Origin of the sequence: Tenacibaculum sp. AHE14PA (genome assembly GCF_019278465.1) — a bacterium.
Lineage (GTDB): Bacteria > Bacteroidota > Bacteroidia > Flavobacteriales > Flavobacteriaceae > Polaribacter > Polaribacter bernardetii.
Window position 1 is genome coordinate 1,405,563 of sequence record NZ_CP058983.1, and the last position, 19,254, is coordinate 1,424,816.

Here is a 19,254-nt window from a genome sequence, read left to right on the forward strand (position 1 = left end):
AAATGAAAAACACTATTTTAATTTTTTTATTAATTATTAGCTCTTCTATAAGTGCTCAAACTATTTTTGGTAAATGGGAAAACCGTGATGAAGAAACCAATAAGGTAGATTCTGTAATTGAAGTTTATGAAAAAGGCGGCAAAGCTTTTGCTAAAATTATAGAAATCACAGACAAAAACAGACAAGATGTTTTATGTACAGAATGTAGCGGTAAACGTAAAGACACTCCTATTTTAGGAATGAATATTTTAACTGGTTTAGAAAAAGATGGTGATGAATGGAGCGGTGGAAAAATACTAGATCCTAAAAACGGAAAAGAATACAAATGCTACATTCAGTTAGACTCTAGTAATAAATTAAAAGTACGTGGTTATCTTGGGTTTGCTGCCTTTGGTAGAACTTCATATTGGTATCGTAAAAAATAATTTTTTTCTTTTCCATAAAAAACTCTAACTACTCGCTAGTTAGAGTTTTTTTATTCCCTTTTTTTTAATATCACTTTTCAATTTAATATAGGGTACCCGAAAAGTGTGCCTTTTATTAAAACTTATATAACAATCAAATATTAAAAAAAGATTTAAAACCTCTGACTACAAACATAACAGATAGCTAATCATATATCTAAAAAGGTATAATTTAAATGAATTGACTCTAGCATAAAAAACTAGCTAAACACCTCTTAAATATTACACTTATTTAGCATATTTACAAAATAAAAACTTAATATCACATAAAAAAATAACTACTACATTAATAAATTACACTTCTTGTTGTTTTTTAACTATTTACACAAATAAACAATAATACACAATTACTTCCGTTTTTAATTTGATCAACCTTCAAATCCTTCAAACAAATGAAACAAATTATCAAATTAATGACGTTAGCTATTCTAGTTTCGTTACAAAGTTGCGACAAACAAGAAATAGAAAAAGACATAGCTTTAAATGCTAACTCTCCAGAAACTGGTGTCCTACCTAATGAATTAGGTAATCATAACACAGCGCACAACTGCGCAACAGTATCTCAATTTGGACCAAATTCTTATTGGTCAAACACACTTGTAAACACAAGTGAAACAAATTTTTTAAAACAACAAAACAATAACGCTTCAAATCTGTTTGGAATATCAAATGTTCCTCTTTATTTTGCAGCAGGAAGCGGTACATTTAATGCACTTTCTTACGGACCTCCTAACAATTATATTATTTGGGGTGAAGAAATGCTGAGTGGCGCATTAAACTACGGAAGATCTGCCGTAGCATATATTGTTGCTCATGAAGTAGCGCATCAAATACAATTCAGGCAAGGGTACCCTTCAGTAAGAGGCGCTTCTAATACAGAGTTAGAGGCAGATGGTTTTGCTGGATATTTTTTAAGAAGAAGCTATACATCTAATTGGTCTGATGTTATTCCTGCATATAATTTTTCTCAATCTATTGCTGGCTCTAACGGTTCATCTCATGGAACTGCAGCGCAAAGACGTTCTTCTGTAAGGTTAGGATGGTTACTCGCTAATAACGGTACTTTATCTAATGCTAATCTTGATTATAACTTTTTCTACTACTATAACAGCTATATTTTACCTGGTAAATTAAAATCTAGCAATATTGAAAAGCCTAAAAAAATAGATCAAGGATTACATGAATTCATGTTAACTAAAATAAAAGAGTTAAACGATATTCATTCAGGAAAAATCTCTGAAGAAGAATATGCTAACCTAAGTAATAACTAAAATAATATTAAATAAGGGTTGATCATTTTATAAAAGAGAGGTTTTAAAAACCTCTCTTTTTTTTATTATATGTTGATCCATATAATCATAGTCTAATCACAAGAAATGGTATATTATTCTAAACTATCATAAACCTAATAACAACAAAAAAGCCTCACTATTTCTAGTGAAGCTTTAAGTGAGCCCTGGAGGATTCGAACCTCCGACCGCCTCCTTAGAAGGGAGGTGCTCTATCCAGCTGAGCTAAGAGCCCGTAGTTTTTATGTTTCTACGAAAACAGTGTCGGGGTGGCAGGATTCGAACCTGCGACCTCCTCGTCCCAAACGAGGCGCGATGACCGGGCTACGCTACACCCCGAGTGCAATTTAATTGCGGAGAGACAGGGACTCGAACCCTGGCGACAGTTACCCGTCGACAGATTAGCAATCTGCTCCATTACCACTCTGGCACCTCTCCTCGAACTTTAAACTACTTAATAAATAAGAGTTTTAAATTGCGAGTGCAAATATACAACCACTTAAGTGCTTTCACAAGTATTTTTTAAAAAAAATTACACTAATCAGGGTACTCAACTCGTAAGTGATAGATACTCATCAACTTATTCTTAATAATTTTTTTTATTTTTTCTATCTCTCTAAAGGTAATATCCGAATTTGTGAACTGATTGTCGTTTTTTTGCTTATCAATGATCTTATCTATTAAATTATCTATTGATTGTGCTGTTGGGTTTTTTAAACTTTTAGAAGCTGCCTCAGCTGCATCACACATCATTAAAATAGCTGTTTCTTTAGAAAAAGGAATTGGGCCTTGGTATTGGAACTTTTTAATATCTACTTCCTCTCCTTCTATAGTGTTCTTTAATTCTTGCTTATAAAAGTAATAAGTAACACTCGTTCCGTGGTGTGTTCTAATAAAATCTATTATTCTGTCTGGCAGTTTGTTTTTCTTTGCTATTTCTATTCCCTTTATAACATGGTCTAGAATTATTCGGGCACTATCTTTTGGTAATAATTCGTTGTGAGGGTTTACACCTGTAGATTGGTTTTCTGTAAAATACATTGGGTTTGCCATTTTACCAATATCATGATACAGTGCTCCTGTTCTTACAAGCATTGAATTAGCACCTATCTCGTTTGCTGCAGCTTCTGCTAAATTTGCCACTTGCATTGAGTGCTGAAAGGTTCCTGGCGCTTTTTCATTTAAGTCTCTTAATAATTTCGAATTTGTATTAGACAATTCTAACAAAGTAACATCAGAAACCAAACCAAACAACTTCTCGTAAAAGTAAATAAAGAATACTGCCAAGAAGGATAATAATCCGTTTGCTGCAAACAATCCGAAATACAACCAATTTATTTTATCTGCATTTCCTTCTTTTAATATTGAGAAAGCAAAATAAGTAACCATATAAATTAGAGTAATTTGTCCTATCGACATAAATAAACTTGCTCTTTTATACAGCTCAGAAACTGTTAATATTGTTACAATACCTGCAATAATATGTAAATAGATAAACTCGAAACTATTAGGCACAATAAATCCTAACAAAAGAACCGTTAGCACATGTGTGAATAATCCAAGTCTAGCATCAAAAAAAGCTTTTAAAACTATTGGTAAAATACTTAACGGTACAACATAAAGGTATTCAGAATTGTATTTAACAACCAATGTTTGCACAAAAATCATTAAAAAAACATTAAAGAAAATAAAGGTTACTTTATTGTTGTCGTTAAAAATTTCGAACCTATATTTCTGTAAAAAAAGTAATAGCATTAACAGTGCTAAGGCTACTAAAATTGTATATCCAAAAACAATCCAATAATAATTAGATTTTGTCCAAAGTTGCGAACTTGAAGCAGTTTCATATGATTTTAAAATATTGAATTTTCTTCCAACAACAACATCGCCTTTTAATATTATCAACTCTCCTTTAGAAACTTTTCCTTTTACATGTGATATATTTCTTAAAGCTTCATTTAACTCTTTACTACTATATTTAGTGTCATAAATAACATTTGGTCTAAGACTTTCTGATAAAAGGTTTAAAAGTATGTTTTGTTTACTTACATCAAGCTTATTGGTGTTTTTTGAAATAAACTTAAGCACATCTTTTGATTGTAATAACATAGAAAAAGAAATATCATCTATCGAATTTCCTTTACGTAAAATTATAAGTTCTCCTGGGTTTCCTCTTGTTACACTCGCATCATCTAAAAAACCGTAATGATATATTTTCTTAATAACAAGTTCTCCTTCCTTTTTTAAAGCACTTAAATCTTTAACTGATAAAGAATCGGAAAGAGCTAATTTAGCTTCAAAAGAATTTAAAACTCGTGTTTCTACCTCTTCATTATAAACAAAATATTTTTTAATATTAGACCTGATTTCGCGTGTTTCCGCATCAATTTCTTTTGCAGTTTTTTGAATAGCAAAATCAAATGGCGCATAAAAATTATCATACTGCCAAGGTTTTCCTTGCGGATAATCATATTTAAATTGTCCTTCTTTAGGGAAGAGGTATACAATTGATACAACTGTAATTAAAAATAATAATACTTTATAAATAATAGCATTATTCTTATATAACTTATTAATGAAATCGTTCATTTTATATGTTTAAAAATGTAAATATAACCTTTCTCTATTATTTGAGTATTGGTTATAAAATGGTTATTTTCGCAAAACAAATCTTAACACAATACATTCAAATATATGAAAGAAGTAGTTATTGTATCAGTTGCTAGAACACCAATCGGTAGTTTTTTAGGCAGTTTATCAACTATACCTGCACCTAAGTTAGGTGCTGTAGCAATAAAAGGAGCTTTAGAGAAAATTAACTTAAAGCCAGAAATGGTCGATGAAGTTTTTATGGGAAATGTGGTTTCTGCCGGAATTGGTCAAGCACCAGCTCGTCAAGCTGCAATTTTTGCAGGAATTCCTAACACTGTACCTTGTACTACTGTAAATAAAGTTTGTTCTTCTGGTATGAAATCTATCATGTTAGCTGCGCAAGCAATTGCTTTAGGTGATGCTGATGTTGTTGTTGCTGGTGGTATGGAAAACATGAGTATGATTCCTCATTATCAACATGCAAGAACTGGTTCTAAATTCGGTCCTATTAAAATGGAAGATGGTTTACAAAAAGACGGTTTAATTGATGCTTATGAACAAGTAGCGATGGGAGTTTGTGCTGATGAATGTGCAACTGAATATAGTTTCTCTAGAGAAGAGCAAGATGCTTTTGCTATCGAATCTTACAAACGTTCTTCTAAAGCATGGAGTGAAGGAAAATATGCTGATGAAATTGTACCGGTAGAAATACCTCAACGTCGTGGCGAACCTGTTGTCTTTTCTGAAGATGAAGAATATAAAAATGTGAAAATGGAGAAAATTCCTGCTTTACGCGCTGCTTTTACTAAAGACGGAACAGTTACTGCTGCAAATGCATCAACAATTAATGATGGTGGAGCTGCTTTAATTTTAATGTCTGCTGAAAAAGCTGCTGAATTAAACTTAACTCCTTTAGCTAAAATAAAAGGATATGCAGATGCTGCTCACGAACCTAAATGGTTTACCACTGCACCTGCTAAAGCATTGCCAAAGGCATTAGCGAAAGCTGGAGTTGCAATTGATGATGTAGATTACTTTGAATTAAACGAAGCGTTTTCTGTTGTAGGTTTAGCTAACATGAAAATTTTAAGTTTATCTGCAGATAAGGTAAATGTAAATGGTGGAGCTGTTTCTTTAGGACATCCATTAGGAGTTTCTGGAGCTAGAATTGTTATCGCTTTAACGTCTATCTTAAAACAGAATAATGCTAAAATAGGTGCTGCCGGTATTTGTAACGGTGGTGGAGGTGCTAGCGCAATGGTAATCGAAAGAGTTTAATCTTTAATTAACTAGTCAATGTCTTTCGGAATTTGTAATTTAAGTATTGTACCTCTTCGTCTTGAACCTGCTGACCGATCAGAAATGGTAAATCAAGTAGTTTTTGGCGAGCATTTTATGGTTTTAGAAAAATCTAAAAAATGGAGTAAAATTCGTTTAGCTTTCGATAACTACGAAGGTTTTATCGACAATAAGCAATATGAAGAAATTACAGAGGATGTTTATAATTCTTTATCCGAAGAAAACAAAAGCTATGCAGGTGAATTAATTGATTTTATTACTGATAACAATCATAATTTAACTACAATCCCTATGGGAGCTAGACTTCCGTTTTACAAAGACAAGAATATCAATATTAATAAAACTTTATATTCTTACGAAGGGAAAGTATGTAATACGAAACTAGCTAAATTTGTTATTATCGATACTGCTTTTCTATTTTTAAATGTGCCATATTTATGGGGCGGAAAATCGCCTTTTGGTATTGATTGCTCTGGCTTTACACAAACAGTATATAAATTGTGTGGCTACAATTTATTTCGTGATGCCAAAGAGCAAGCCAAACAAGGTGAAGTCTTAAGTTTTATTGAAGAAAGTGAACCTGGTGATTTAGCCTTTTTCGATAATGAAGATGGCAATATTACCCATGTTGGTATTATTATGAATGATTATAATATTATTCATGCGCATGGTAAAGTACGAATTGACAAGTTAGATCATAGCGGTATTTATAATATAGACACCAATAAACACACTCATAAATTAAGAGTAATTAAACGTTTTATTTAGAATTTCCTTAAAATACAAGTACAAAAAAAACCGAAACTTTTAAGTTTCGGTTTTTTTATGTTTCTGATATAATCTTATTTCATTGACTTGTATAAGTCTCTATATTCTGTTGCTTTCGCTTCATTTTCTAAAACCTCGTATAAGTTCATAAGAGTCTTTACAGTATCCATATTTCTATTTAAAGAATCTGCCTTTTCTAAGTAAGGTAACGCTTCTTTATAAACTTCTTTTTGTTGTAAAGCTAACTCATCGTACTTTTTAAAGTTTGATAAATTTTTATTCATCTCCTCTACAATTTTCTTATCCTTATTTAAAACAGCAACCGCTAAATTCATATAAGCATCAGCATAGTCCGGCTTTAATTCAACTGCCTTTCTATAATATTTTTTAGCATCATCAACTTTTCCTTCATTAAAGTTAACTACTCCTAAATTATAGTATAATGTAGGGTTTTCTGGATCTAAAGCAATTGCTTCACTCATTAACTCTCCAAACTTATCCATTCTTTTAAGCTTACTATACATATCAGCTTCATTGAGTAATAAATTTAAATCCTTTGGGTTTGCTTTTCTTGCCTCTGCTAAAGCCTCAATAGCCTCATCAGTTTTCCCTTGCTCTTTTAATAGTAAAGCAATATTCTTAACAATTATAGCTGTTTTAGATTCAGAAGATTTTATACTAGGCTTAATATACTTTTTAGATTTAACCATTAAATCTCTTTGCTGTTTAGAACCTAAGTTTTCAACTTTACCTGTTAATTTATTTGTTGCTACATATTGAGTTTCAACACCTGTATAACCAACTTTTCTTAGTTCTTTATAATACTTAATTGCTGTATCATAATCTTTTGCTTGTGTTGCTGATATAGCTGCATTATACACAAAAGAAGTATCTGTTGGACTTAACATATATGTTAAGTAAAAGTTTTCGGCTGCGTTTTTGTAATCCTTTTTATTATTGTATAAATCTACAGCCTTGTTAGATACTTCCTGAACTAATTGATTCAATAATGGTTTAGCTTGTTCAGAATACTTATTATCCTCCATTGCTAATAATATTTGAAAAGCTTCTGCAGAATTTTTATAATCTTTTTTTGCCGCTAAAGCTTTACCTTTTAAGAAATAAAATTTAGATTTATATTTATCTTCTCCTTCTGCCATTACTAGTTCTTCAACTGAGTTAAGAGTAGAAATTGCTGTTGAATAATCTTGTTTTTTTATAGCTTTCTCAGCTGCTTTTAATTCAGATTTTTGAGCCATTAATCCTAATGTCATCAATCCTAAAGAAAAGGTTAAAATTTGTTTTTTCATTTTAATTACTGTTTTATTTATTGTTGTTCTTGATCTTCGTTTGTTATATCTTCATTTTCAATTTCCGTGCCATTTTCTTCTTCTTCATTTTCATCATCGTCTTCTTCACGCATAACTTTTGCAACGGCAGCAATACTATCGGTGTCTTTTATGTTAATTAAACGAACACCTTGCGTTGCACGTCCCATAACACGTAAATCTTCAACAGCCATACGAATTGTAAGTCCAGACTTATTAATAATCATTAAATCATTTGAATCATCTACATTTTTAATTGCAACTAATTCACCTGTTTTTTCTGAAATATTTAAAGTTTTAACTCCTTTTCCTCCACGGTTTGTAACTCGATAATCTTCTAGTTTAGATCTTTTTCCGTATCCTTTTTCAGAAACAACTAGAATATTACTATCCATGTCATTTACTGCAATCATACCTACAACTTCATCCTTATCGTGTTGTAATGTAATACCTCTAACTCCAGATGCAGTTCTTCCCATTGGGCGGGTTTTTGCTTCTTCAAAACGAATAGACTTACCTGACTTTAAAGCTAACATCACTTGGCTATCACCAGTTGTTAATTTAGCCTCTAATAGTTCATCGCCTTCTTTAATTGTAATTGCATTTATACCATTAGTTCTTGGACGAGAATATTGCTCTAAAGGCGTCTTTTTAACTTGCCCTTTTTTAGTAGCCATAATCACAAAGTGATTATTAATATACTCTTCATCTTTTAAATCTTCAGTAACTAAGAACGCTTTTACCTTATCATCTTGTTCGATGTTAATTAGGTTTTGCATTGCTCTACCTTTGGTATTCTTTCCTCCTTCTGGAATTTCATAAACTCGCATCCAGAACACTTTTCCTTTTTGAGTAAAGAACATCATATATTGATGATTTGTTCCTACAAATAAATGTTCTAAGAAATCTTCGTTACGAGTTGTTGCTCCTTTTTGCCCACGTCCTCCTCTATTCTGAACTTTGTACTCATCAAGATTGGTACGTTTCACATAACCTGCATGAGAAATAGTTACTACAACTTTAGAATCAGGAATCATATCCTCGATACGCATATCTCCACCAGCATAGTGAATCTCAGAACGACGCTCATCACCATATTTATCTCTAATAAGCGTTAACTCATCTGTAATTATTTGGTAACGTCTTGGTTCGTTTGCTAAAATATCTTTTAAGTCCGTAATTGTTAACATAATTTCGTCAAACTCTGCACGTAACTTATCTTGTTCTAGACCTGTTAATTGACGCAAACGCATTTCTACAATTGCTTTGGCCTGAATTTCTGTCAATTCAAAACGTTCAATTAAACTTTCTCTAGCTTCATCTCCATTTTTAGAAGCACGAATAATTTTAATTACTTCATCAATATTATCCGAAGCAATAATTAATCCTTCTAAAATATGTGCTCTTGCTTCTGCTTTCTTTAATTCAAATTCTGTTCTACGAACAACAACTTCATGTCTATGCTCTACAAAATAATGAATTAATTCTTTTAAGTTTAATTGCTCTGGACGGCCTTTTACTAACGCAATATTATTTACACTAAACGATGTTTGTAATTGTGTATATTTATATAATTTATTTAAGACGATATTAGGTATCGCATCACGTTTTAAGACATATACAATACGCATTCCGTTCCTATCAGACTCATCGCGTATATTGGCAATTCCTTCTAATTTTTTATCATTTACTAACTCGGCAGTTTTTTTAATCATTTCTGCTTTGTTAACCTGATAAGGAATTTCAGTAACAATAATACATTCTCTTCCTTTTACCTCTTCAATAGTAGCTTTGGCACGCATTACAATACGACCTCTACCTGTATGAAAAGCATCTCTTACACCATCATAACCATAAATAGTTCCTCCCGTAGGAAAATCTGGTGCTTTAATGTGCTGCATTAACTCATCAATCTCTATATCTCTATTTTCGATATAAGCAATCGTACCGTTTACAACTTCTGTTAAGTTGTGCGGTGCCATATTTGTTGCCATACCTACTGCAATACCAGACGCTCCGTTTACTAATAAGTTTGGAATACGTGTTGGTAAAACCGTTGGTTCTTGCAAAGTATCATCAAAGTTTAAACGATGATCAACAGTTTCTTTTTCAATATCAGCTAACATATCTTCTGATATCTTCTGCATTCTAACCTCGGTATAACGCATTGCTGCTGGAGAATCTCCATCAACAGAACCAAAGTTACCCTGCCCATCAACCATCATATAACGTACACTCCAACTCTGTGCCATACGAACCATAGAATCATATACAGAGGTATCACCATGTGGGTGATACTTACCCAGTACTTCCCCTACAATTCTTGCTGATTTCTTATATGATCCTGTTGCTTTAATCCCTAGCTCATGCATACCATATAAAACTCTTCTGTGAACTGGTTTTAAACCATCTCTTACATCTGGTAATGCTCTTGATACGATAACCGACATCGAATAATCGATATACGCTGATTTCATTTGCTCTTCAATGTTGATAGGGATCAACTTTTCGCCATCTGCCATATATATTTTTTTAAAATATTAATTCTCAATTTCGTTAAAAAAGTGAATTTTACACTTGATAAAACTCACTCCTAAAATACACTAAAATTAGCTGTACCTCTTAAAACATTGCAAGATACTATAATGGCTGCTTTTACACAAAAAATAAACTTACTGTTTTAATCATACTTATCAACAATTTTAACATTTATTTTCATATATTGATCTTGCCATTATGTCTGCTTAAAACTATTGGCATCTTTTTTGTAATTTTTAAGAAAAAAACTTACTAACTTTACATTTATACAAATTAAATTTATGGACGATAATTTTTCACCACAAGTTAGAGATGTAATTACTTTCAGTAAAGAAGAAGCCTTAAGACTAGGGCATGATTTTATTGGAACAGAACACCTGTTATTAGGTTTGATTAGGAAAGGAGACGGTAAAGCTATTGAAATACTAACTACTTACGATGTAGATTTGGATTTAATGCGCAATAAATTAGAGAAATTAAACCCAACCACCCCATCAATAGCAAACATCGAAAAAAAGAGTTTGCACCTTACAAGACAAGCTGAAAAAGCAATAAAAACAACGTTTTTAGAAGCTAAATTATATCAAAGTAACTCTATAGACACTGCTCATTTGTTGTTATGTATTTTACGTAACGAAAATGACCCAACTACTAAACTACTTCAAAAATATGATGTAGGCTACGAAGAAGCAAAAGCGCTTTACAAGGAACTCCATGTAGAAGATACTTTTTCTTCTCCTACTGCCGAAACACCTTCTGAAGATGAATTTAGTAATGAAAAATCAAATCCTTTCGGGCAACAAACACCTAAAGGAAAACAAGCTAAAAAATCTAAAACTCCTGTTTTAGATAATTTCGGGCGCGATTTAACATTATTAGCAACCACTGGCAAATTAGACCCAGTTGTTGGTCGAATAAAAGAAATTGAACGTGTTTCTCAGATTTTAAGTCGACGTAAAAAGAACAATCCAATGTTAATTGGAGAGCCTGGTGTTGGTAAATCTGCCATAGCAGAAGGTTTAGCGTTAAGAATTGTAGAACGCAAAGTATCTCGTATTTTATTCGATAAAAGGATTGTTTCTTTAGATTTAGCCAGCTTAGTTGCCGGAACAAAATATAGAGGTCAGTTTGAGGAACGCATGAAAGCCCTAATGAACGAATTAGAGAAGAATGACGACATTATTTTATTTATCGACGAAATTCACACTATTGTTGGCGCAGGTGGTGCTACAGGCTCTTTAGATGCCTCTAACATGCTTAAACCAGCTTTGGCCCGTGGAGAAATTCAATGTATTGGTGCCACTACTTTAGACGAATTTAGAACTAACATCGAAAAAGATGGTGCTTTAGAGCGTCGTTTTCAGAAAGTAATTGTAGAACCTACAACGGTTGAAGAAACAGTACAAATTTTACATAACATTAAAGCTAAGTACGAAACTCATCACCAAGTATCATATACTGATGAAGCTATTGATGCTTGTGTAAAATTAACGAATCGCTACATGACAGATCGCTTTTTACCAGATAAAGCTATCGATGCTTTAGATGAAGCAGGATCTAGAATACATATAACCAATATTGTTGTTCCGCAACAAATATTAGAACTAGAAGCTAAACTGGAACAAATTCGCGAACAAAAAACAAAAGCTGTAAGCGGCCAGAAATACGAAGAAGCAGCAAAGCTACGTGACGACGAAAAAAATATTGAAACAGCGCTAGAATCTGCTCAAAACCAATGGGAAGAAGACGCTAAACTAAATAGAGAAATTGTTACCGAAGATAATGTTGCCGAAGTTGTTTCTATGATGACAGGAATACCTGTTAACAGAGTTGCCGAAGCAGAAAGTCATCGTTTAGCCGATTTACCTAACATGATTAAAGGCAAAGTTATAGGTCAAGATGATGCTGTAACCAAAGTAGTAAAAGCCATACAGCGTAATCGTGTAGGTTTAAAAGACCCCAATAAACCAATTGGTTCTTTTATTTTCTTAGGGTCTACTGGAGTTGGAAAAACTCAATTAGCAAAAGTACTGGCTCGTGAATTATTTGACTCTAGCGACTCTTTAATTAGAATTGATATGAGTGAGTATATGGAAAAATTTGCTATTTCTCGTTTAATTGGTGCACCTCCAGGATATGTAGGTTATGAAGAAGGCGGACAGTTAACAGAAAAAGTTAGAAGAAAACCATATTCGGTAATACTTTTAGATGAAATTGAAAAAGCACATCCAGATGTTTTTAACATGCTTTTACAAGTTTTAGACGACGGGCATATTACGGATAGTCTGGGTAGAAAAATCGATTTTAGAAACACTATTATTATTATGACTTCTAATATTGGAGCTCGTAAAGTAAAAGAATTTGGCGCTGGTGTTGGATTTGGTACTGCTTCTAAAAAAAATCAAGAAGATGCACATGTAAAAAGTATTATTGAAGGAGCTTTAAAAAAATCATTTGCTCCCGAATTTTTAAATCGTATTGATGATGTTATCATTTTTAACTCGTTAGAACGAGAAGATATTCATAAAATTATCGACATCGAATTAGAAAAACTTTTAACGCGTATTGCTGATTTAGGCTATAAATTAATGTTAAGCGAAAAAGCTAAAGACTATATAGCAGATAAAGGATTCGATAAAAAGTATGGTGCAAGACCTTTAAAAAGAGCAATTCAGAAATACATTGAAGATGCTTTAGCTGAAGAGATTGTAAACTCTAAACTAGATGAAGGTGATACTATTTTTATGGATTTAGATGAAAAAGACAACAAGTTAATCATCAAAATAGAAAAAGGAGAAAAACCTACAGAATCTCGCACTGAAATAGGCGAGTAAAACATACAAAACTCCTAAACACTGTGTTTGGGAGTTTTATTTTTTCAAAAAACACAAGATACTTATAAGTAATTTTTCACTAAAGACCCAAAAAATAGTAAATATTTTGTTAAATTCTTTGATAAAAATTCTAAAAAAAGTAACTTCGGCCCCTAAATCCCTTATTAACAAAAATATTAAACAATGAAAAGACTAGTACTTTTAGCACTTATAGGAGTTACCATTATTTCATGTAAAAAAGAAAAACCAGTAAAAGATTACCTTATTCTATCTGGTAATATAGAGAACTTCAAAAAAAGAGATATTACTTTGGAAAGTTTTCGTTTTAGCAAGAAAATAAAATTCGATAAAAAAACAGGTTCTTTTTCTGATACTTTAAAAATTAATAGAGACGGTTATTATACTTTAATCGTTAATAAAAAACCTATTAATTTATACCTTAATGATACTGTAGATACAGCAATTAAACTTGATTACAAAAAAGCAGACAAAATCAGCTTTAAAGGGACCAATGCAAACATCAACAGCTATTTTGTTCAAAAAAAGAAAAAATTTTCTGAAATTTTAATAAACGCTAACAAGTTATTCTCTTTAGAGGAAGAAGCTTTCCTAGAAAAAATGGATGAATATAAAGATGCCTTAACAGAGCTGTCTATCGCTAATAATTTACCTACCGAATTCTTAAAGAGTGAAGTTAAAAACATTGATTATGAGTACTTAAGAAACTTAAGTAATTATGAAGTTTTTTACGCAACTTTAACAGGAGATAAAGATTTTAAAGTTTCAGAAGATTTCCCTGACCCATTAAAAGACTTTAATTACAGTAGTGGTGATGACTATGTAAATTCTTATTCTTATCGTAAAATGTTAGAAACTCAAATTGAGGCTTTAACTAAAGAGAAAAATAAAGAAGGAGAGGATTATTATTTAACATATTTAGAAACTGTTCAAACAGAAGTTAATGATACTTTAGCAAAGAATGATCTATTATATGAAAGTGCGAAAAGTAGTATTACTTTTACGACAAACTTAAAAGAATTTCATGATAAATTCATGGCTTACTCTACAAACAAAGAGAATAAAAAAGAAATTTCAATTAGTTACAATACGCTAAAATCTACAGCTAAAGGGCAACCAGCTCCTAAATTTAAAGATTTTGAAAACTATGCTGGTGGAACGACTTCTTTAGATGATTTGTTAGGCAAAGGAAAGTACTTATATATTGATGTTTGGGCTACTTGGTGTGGTTTTTGTAAAAGAGAAATTCCTTTATTAAAGAAATTAGAAGAAGAATACCACGGAAAAAATATTGAGTTTGTAAGTATTAGTGTTGATGATAAAAACCAACATGAAAAATGGAAACAAACAATTGTAGATCGTGAAATGACAGGAATACAATTATTTAGTGGAAAAAAACAATCTGAATTAGAATGGGCTCAAAAATTCTTAATTAAAGGATTACCTAAGTTTATTATTATAGATCCTAATGGAAATATTGTAAACCCTAACGCTCCTGCACCTTCTGGAGGAGAAGAATTAATTAATATTTTTAATGAATTAAAAATATAAAATAATATAATAATATAATAATATAATCAGCATAAAAAAACCGCCAATTGGCGGTTTTTTTATGCTTCAAAATTTATTAATTAAATTGCAATTTTGAGAACCGAATAAAAAAAAGTAATTTCCCTTAAAATTGAGAAGAAATGAAAAAACTAATCCTATTATGTATTGCATGTGTTGCTTTTTTTTCATGTAAAAAAGAAAAACCAGTAAAAGACTACCTTATTTTATCTGGTAACATAGAGAACTTCAAAAAAAGAAATATTACTTTAGAAGGCTTTAATTTTACTAAAAAAATAAAATTTAACAAGGAAACATCCTCATTTTCAGATACTATTAGGATTAATAGAGACGGATATTACACGCTTATACTTCAAGAAAGAAGAGTGTCTTTAAACTTATATCTCAATGACACTGTAGACACAGCAATTAAGCTTGATTATAAAAAAGCAGCTGAAATTAGTTTTAAAGGAACTAATGCAAACATTAACAGCTATTTTGTTCAAAAAAAGAAAAAATTTTCTGAAATTTTAATAAATGCTAATAAATTATTCTCTTTAGAAGAAGAAGCATTTTTAGAAAAAATGGACGAATATAAAGATGCTTTAACGGAGTTATCTATTGCTAACAATTTACCTACTGAATTCTTAAAGAGTGAAGTAAAAAACATTGATTTTGAATATTTAAGAAACTTAAGTAATTATGAAGGTTATTATGGAACTTTAACTGGCAATGCCGATTTTAAAGTATCAGAAGATTTTCCTGACCCTTTAAAAGACTTTAATTACAGTAGTGGTGATGATTATGTAAATTCATATTCTTACCGTAAAATGTTAGGAGTCCAGATAAAGAAAATATCTCAAGAAAAAAATAAAGAAGGAGAAGATTACTATTTAACGTATTTAGAAACCGTACAAACTGAAGTAAATGACACCATTGCAAAAAATGATTTATTATACAAAAACGCTAAAGATGGTATAACTTACACTGATAATTTAAAAGAATTTCGTGATAAATTCATGGCATATTCTACCAATAAAAATCATAAAAAAGAAATATCTAATACCTATAACATTTTAAAAACTACCGCTAAAGGGCAACCAGCTCCTAAATTTAAAGATTTTAAAAATTATAATGGAGGAAACACGTCTTTAGATGATTTATTAGGTAAAGGAAAATATTTATATATTGATGTTTGGGCTACTTGGTGTGCTTACTGTAAAAGAGAAATCCCTTTATTAAAGAAACTAGAAGAAGAATACCACGGAAAAAACATAGAGTTTGTAAGTATTAGTGTTGATGCTAATGATGATTATGACAAGTGGAAACAAACTATTGTTGATCGTGAAATGACAGGAATACAACTATTTAGCGGAAAAGAATTAGCAGATTTAGAATGGGCTCAGAAGTTTTTAATAAAAGGATTGCCTAAATTCATCATTATAGATCCTGATGGTAATATTGTAAACCCTAATGCGCCTGTACCATCTCAAGGGGAAAGGCTAATTAATATCTTTGATGAATTAAAAATATAATGTAATTATATTTTAAAACAAAAAAACCGCCAATTGGCGGTTTTTTTTATGCTGATTATATACGTTTAAAATCTATTATCACCGTCTAAAATATTTCCTAAACCACCTAAAACACTTCCTTCTCCTTTATCTCCTTTACCATTTTGTGGCGCCATTGCTAAAACTCTACCAGCTAATCTGCTAAATGGTAAAGACTGAATATAAACCGTACCAGGACCTTGAAGTTTCGCAAAAAACAAACCTTCGCCACCAAACACCGTATTTTTTATTCCTCCTACAAACTCAATATCATAATCCACATCTTTTGTAAAACCAATAATACAACCCGTATCTACCTTTAAAATTTCACCTGCTTGCAATACTTTTTTTGCCATTGTGCCTCCAGCATGCACAAAAGCCATTCCATCTCCCTCTAGTTTCTCCATTATAAAACCTTCTCCTCCAAACAAACCTCTACCTAACCGCTTAGAAAATTCTATACCAATAGAAACTCCTTTCGCTGCACATAAAAAAGCATCTTTCTGACAAATAAACTTACCATCAAATTCTGATAAATCGATTGGTATAATTTTTCCTGGATATGGTGAAGCAAACGAAACTTGTTTTTTGCCACTTCCTTGGTTAGTATAAACGGTCATAAATAAACTCTCACCAGTAAGAATTCTTTTACCTGCTGAAAATATCTTACCTAACAAACCTGTTTCTTGATTAGAACCATCACCAAAAATAGTACTCATTTTCACATCAGCCTCCATCATCATAAAGCTTCCACTTTCGGCAACAACCCCTTCTTGTGGATCTAATTCAATTTCTACATACTGCATTTCTTCTCCGAAAATGCGATAATCTATTTCGTGCGCGTTCATCTTTTTTGGTTTTAGTATTTAATAAATTAGACGTTCATAATTATTTTTTGTTACGGTTACGGTTACGGTTTCACTTTCAAACTCCACTCGAATTGAAATTTTGATACTGAAACTCCGTCTTTATTTATACCTTCTGAAGTTACCAAAACTGTTTGCCCCTCGCCTGTTTCTACTGATTTTTGTATTGCCGCTTTAATAGCCAAACCATCATTACACTCAAATACAATTCTGCCTGTTGCTTTTTTAGTAAAAGTAGCATTCATGTTTGTTACCAACATCGATACTTTTCTGTTAGATTTATCAATAGCTTGCATTACCAAAATACCTGTAGCTAATTCTGCAGCCATTCCTTGTACTGCCCAAAACATACTCTTAAAAGGATTTTGATTAATCCATCTATGCTTTACCGTTACCATCGATTTCTCTTCAGTAATAGACTTTACTTTAATTCCACAGATATATGCAGAAGGCAATTTAAATAAGGTGAAAAAATTAATTTTTCGAGGTGTAAACTTCATTTTATTAGTGTTTATGGGTAATGTTCTTTTTTTTATTGCTTAAATCTTTTTCTTAGCCCAAGAATAAGAAAAGTTAAAAGAATAGACGAAAATATTTTTTGAAAATATATCCATTTTAAATGCTCTGAATTATTACTTGGTTTAAAAAAAGGTAAACTAGCATCTATAGCTTCCTTCCAAGATATAAAACTACACTCACAATAATCATTTAACGAAAAGCAATCTGAATAAATAAACAAAGAAACAAGAAATAACCCTATAAAAAAGAATAATGGCCTAATCTAGTTTTGAGTATACCCTCCTAAATACTTATAGAAGTTAAATAAAAAATAATTTATAAAGGCTATAACAGCTTTTAATACTCGAAAGTTTTTAATACTCTTAACAAACTCATCATAAAAAGTCTTTTTACGCATCTCCATCTCACTAACGTAAGCCTTTCCTGCCAACTCCCAGTCTTTAGAATTCTCAAAATTTATTTTAAGTTCTCGATATAGATTCTCTTGTTCTTTATAAGGTGATTCATTATTAAATGGCAATTTATTTTTACGAACAAACATACGTTTCTGTTTATCCCAAAAACCATTTTCGAACTTTACTTTAGTAACATCTGACTCATTGTCAAAAATAATTCTTCCCTTTTCTTCATTCCAAATACAATTTTTAAACTTTACCTCTGTAATATCTGATTCATTAAAAAATGTATTTTTTAAATTTACTTCTCTAAAAACAACACTCTTTGGAAAATTCACCATACTAAAGTCAAGTTGCAAAATACCTTGCTGATCTCCTTTTAAACCTTTAAACAAAGTTTCATTTTCTTTTGAAAATTCCGCACCTCCAAATGAAACACCTTTTTTAAACCACGTATCTATAAAACTAGAGACTCCTAAAAAACTAGAAGCATCAAAAGTCGTCGAACCTAAAAACTGAGTTTTATTAAAATAAGTCTCTTTAGAAAACGTAGTATGATGAATAAAACTATCACTTCTGAACTTAGCTTTTTCAAAATTAACCTGTCCCATAAAAATTGAATGTACAAAATCACTCTTTCCTAAAAATTCAGAATAAGCAAAAATAACATCCTTCGAAAAAATGACTTTATTGAAATTAACTAATTCAGAAAACTTAACATTACCAAATCCTGCGTATTTCATAAAAGATGATTCACTAAAATCCGCTTGCCCTAAAAATTGAGCTAATTGAAATTCTACATCTTCCGAAAAATTCCTTACCTCTCCTGCATTCCAAAAGTTCTCTGAGTAATTTAATTTATCTTCTTTTGTTACCCTATCACTTACATCTTCAAATTCAGGAAAAATAAAATCAGAAAAATTATAATATTTTTCTAGTCTACCGAATTTCATAGCATGTCGCCTTATCAATTGCCAAAACTCTGTAACTTTATTTTTATCCCATATTTTCTCTTTACTTCCATTAACCTCCTTCTCTTCATACCAACTATCTTTTGGATTAGTAAAATAATTATCCTTTAATACTTGGTATTGATTTGTTTCTAAATCCTCATATTTTGTAATAAGAAAATACTTTAACATCTTTTCAGGTAACATTAGCTAATTTATTTTGTTGCTCAATTTACAAATAATACTCGGACTATTCCCTTATTTAAACCAGCAAAACAGGGCTATCTGAATCT

The 19,254-nt window shown here is 31.2% G+C and carries 13 protein-coding genes and 3 tRNA genes; 7 read left to right on the plus strand and 9 right to left on the minus strand.

The window, feature by feature from the left end:
• Positions 1-2 precede the first annotated feature (2 nt).
• On the plus strand, positions 3-425 hold the full coding sequence (locus H0I30_RS06460) for a DUF2147 domain-containing protein (RefSeq protein ID WP_218773436.1): 423 nt from the start codon (positions 3-5) through the stop codon (positions 423-425).
• A gap of 431 nt (positions 426-856) precedes the next feature.
• Positions 857-1,735 carry a metalloprotease gene (locus tag H0I30_RS06465; RefSeq protein WP_218773437.1) on the plus strand — a complete coding sequence of 293 codons (879 nt, stop codon included), beginning with the start codon at positions 857-859 and terminating at the stop codon, positions 1,733-1,735.
• A 179-nt stretch (positions 1,736-1,914) separates the two neighbouring features.
• Here H0I30_RS06465 and H0I30_RS06470 read toward each other — a convergent pair.
• From H0I30_RS06470 to H0I30_RS06485, 4 genes are all read right to left on the minus strand, one after another.
• Positions 1,915-1,988 (minus strand) — tRNA-Arg (locus tag H0I30_RS06470).
• Between the two features lie 29 nt (positions 1,989-2,017).
• Positions 2,018-2,092: transfer RNA gene (locus H0I30_RS06475), tRNA-Pro, on the minus strand.
• 15 nt (positions 2,093-2,107) lie between these two features.
• Positions 2,108-2,191, minus strand: a tRNA-Ser gene (locus H0I30_RS06480).
• A 99-nt stretch (positions 2,192-2,290) separates the two neighbouring features.
• Positions 2,291-4,342, minus strand: coding sequence for an HD family phosphohydrolase (locus H0I30_RS06485; RefSeq protein WP_218773438.1), 2,052 nt, complete (start codon positions 4,340-4,342; stop codon positions 2,291-2,293).
• 105 nt (positions 4,343-4,447) lie between these two features.
• Here H0I30_RS06485 and H0I30_RS06490 point away from each other — a divergent pair, with 105 nt between their 5' ends.
• Both H0I30_RS06490 and H0I30_RS06495 read left to right on the plus strand, forming a co-directional pair.
• On the plus strand, positions 4,448-5,623 hold the full coding sequence (locus tag H0I30_RS06490; RefSeq protein ID WP_218773439.1) for an acetyl-CoA C-acyltransferase: 1,176 nt from the start codon (positions 4,448-4,450) through the stop codon (positions 5,621-5,623).
• Positions 5,624-5,641: 18 nt separating this feature from the next.
• Positions 5,642-6,412 (plus strand): C40 family peptidase, encoded by a 771-nt coding sequence (locus H0I30_RS06495; RefSeq protein ID WP_218771074.1) that lies wholly within the window; start codon positions 5,642-5,644, stop codon positions 6,410-6,412.
• Positions 6,413-6,486: 74 nt separating this feature from the next.
• Here the strand turns inward: H0I30_RS06495 and H0I30_RS06500 are convergent, their stop codons facing one another.
• Positions 6,487-7,722 (minus strand): tetratricopeptide repeat protein, encoded by a 1,236-nt coding sequence (locus tag H0I30_RS06500; RefSeq protein ID WP_218771075.1) that lies wholly within the window; start codon positions 7,720-7,722, stop codon positions 6,487-6,489.
• A gap of 17 nt (positions 7,723-7,739) precedes the next feature.
• Complete coding sequence (gene gyrA, locus H0I30_RS06505) at positions 7,740-10,262, minus strand: DNA gyrase subunit A (RefSeq protein WP_218771076.1); 2,523 nt, start codon at positions 10,260-10,262, stop codon at positions 7,740-7,742.
• Between the two features lie 297 nt (positions 10,263-10,559).
• On the opposite strand from gyrA, the gene H0I30_RS06510 reads away from it, so the two are divergent.
• From H0I30_RS06510 to H0I30_RS06520, 3 genes are all read left to right on the plus strand, one after another.
• A complete protein-coding gene (locus H0I30_RS06510) occupies positions 10,560-13,112 on the plus strand; it encodes an ATP-dependent Clp protease ATP-binding subunit (RefSeq protein WP_218771077.1) in 2,553 nt (850 codons plus the stop codon).
• A gap of 183 nt (positions 13,113-13,295) precedes the next feature.
• Positions 13,296-14,681, plus strand: a complete 1,386-nt coding sequence (locus tag H0I30_RS06515) for a TlpA disulfide reductase family protein (RefSeq protein WP_218771078.1) — start codon at positions 13,296-13,298, stop codon at positions 14,679-14,681.
• Positions 14,682-14,821: 140 nt separating this feature from the next.
• Positions 14,822-16,213 (plus strand): TlpA disulfide reductase family protein, encoded by a 1,392-nt coding sequence (locus H0I30_RS06520; RefSeq protein WP_218771079.1) that lies wholly within the window; start codon positions 14,822-14,824, stop codon positions 16,211-16,213.
• Positions 16,214-16,278: 65 nt separating this feature from the next.
• Here the strand turns inward: H0I30_RS06520 and H0I30_RS06525 are convergent, their stop codons facing one another.
• The 3 genes from H0I30_RS06525 to H0I30_RS06535 all read right to left on the minus strand — a co-directional run bounded on the left by H0I30_RS06525 (position 16,279) and on the right by H0I30_RS06535 (position 19,153).
• Positions 16,279-17,079, minus strand: coding sequence for a TIGR00266 family protein (locus tag H0I30_RS06525; protein WP_218771080.1), 801 nt, complete (start codon positions 17,077-17,079; stop codon positions 16,279-16,281).
• 62 nt (positions 17,080-17,141) lie between these two features.
• Positions 17,142-17,597 carry a DUF4442 domain-containing protein gene (locus H0I30_RS06530; RefSeq protein WP_218771081.1) on the minus strand — a complete coding sequence of 152 codons (456 nt, stop codon included), beginning with the start codon at positions 17,595-17,597 and terminating at the stop codon, positions 17,142-17,144.
• A 281-nt stretch (positions 17,598-17,878) separates the two neighbouring features.
• Positions 17,879-19,153 carry a pentapeptide repeat-containing protein gene (locus H0I30_RS06535; protein WP_218771082.1) on the minus strand — a complete coding sequence of 425 codons (1,275 nt, stop codon included), beginning with the start codon at positions 19,151-19,153 and terminating at the stop codon, positions 17,879-17,881.
• Between the last annotated feature and the right edge of the window lie 101 nt (positions 19,154-19,254).

What these genes read in the sequence shown, in the direction of transcription:
- H0I30_RS06460 (WP_218773436.1), top strand. Translation starts at nt 3, where the DNA reads ATGAAAAACACTATTTTAATTTTTTTATTAATTATTAGCTCTTCTATA.
- H0I30_RS06465 (WP_218773437.1), top strand. Translation starts at nt 857, where the DNA reads ATGAAACAAATTATCAAATTAATGACGTTAGCTATTCTAGTTTCGTTA.
- H0I30_RS06485 (WP_218773438.1), bottom strand. Translation starts at nt 4,342, where the DNA reads ATGAACGATTTCATTAATAAGTTATATAAGAATAATGCTATTATTTAT.
- H0I30_RS06490 (WP_218773439.1), top strand. Translation starts at nt 4,448, where the DNA reads ATGAAAGAAGTAGTTATTGTATCAGTTGCTAGAACACCAATCGGTAGT.
- H0I30_RS06495 (WP_218771074.1), top strand. Translation starts at nt 5,642, where the DNA reads ATGTCTTTCGGAATTTGTAATTTAAGTATTGTACCTCTTCGTCTTGAA.
- H0I30_RS06500 (WP_218771075.1), bottom strand. Translation starts at nt 7,722, where the DNA reads ATGAAAAAACAAATTTTAACCTTTTCTTTAGGATTGATGACATTAGGA.
- gyrA (WP_218771076.1), bottom strand. Translation starts at nt 10,262, where the DNA reads ATGGCAGATGGCGAAAAGTTGATCCCTATCAACATTGAAGAGCAAATG.
- H0I30_RS06510 (WP_218771077.1), top strand. Translation starts at nt 10,560, where the DNA reads ATGGACGATAATTTTTCACCACAAGTTAGAGATGTAATTACTTTCAGT.
- H0I30_RS06515 (WP_218771078.1), top strand. Translation starts at nt 13,296, where the DNA reads ATGAAAAGACTAGTACTTTTAGCACTTATAGGAGTTACCATTATTTCA.
- H0I30_RS06520 (WP_218771079.1), top strand. Translation starts at nt 14,822, where the DNA reads ATGAAAAAACTAATCCTATTATGTATTGCATGTGTTGCTTTTTTTTCA.
- H0I30_RS06525 (WP_218771080.1), bottom strand. Translation starts at nt 17,079, where the DNA reads ATGAACGCGCACGAAATAGATTATCGCATTTTCGGAGAAGAAATGCAG.
- H0I30_RS06530 (WP_218771081.1), bottom strand. Translation starts at nt 17,597, where the DNA reads ATGAAGTTTACACCTCGAAAAATTAATTTTTTCACCTTATTTAAATTG.
- H0I30_RS06535 (WP_218771082.1), bottom strand. Translation starts at nt 19,153, where the DNA reads ATGTTAAAGTATTTTCTTATTACAAAATATGAGGATTTAGAAACAAAT.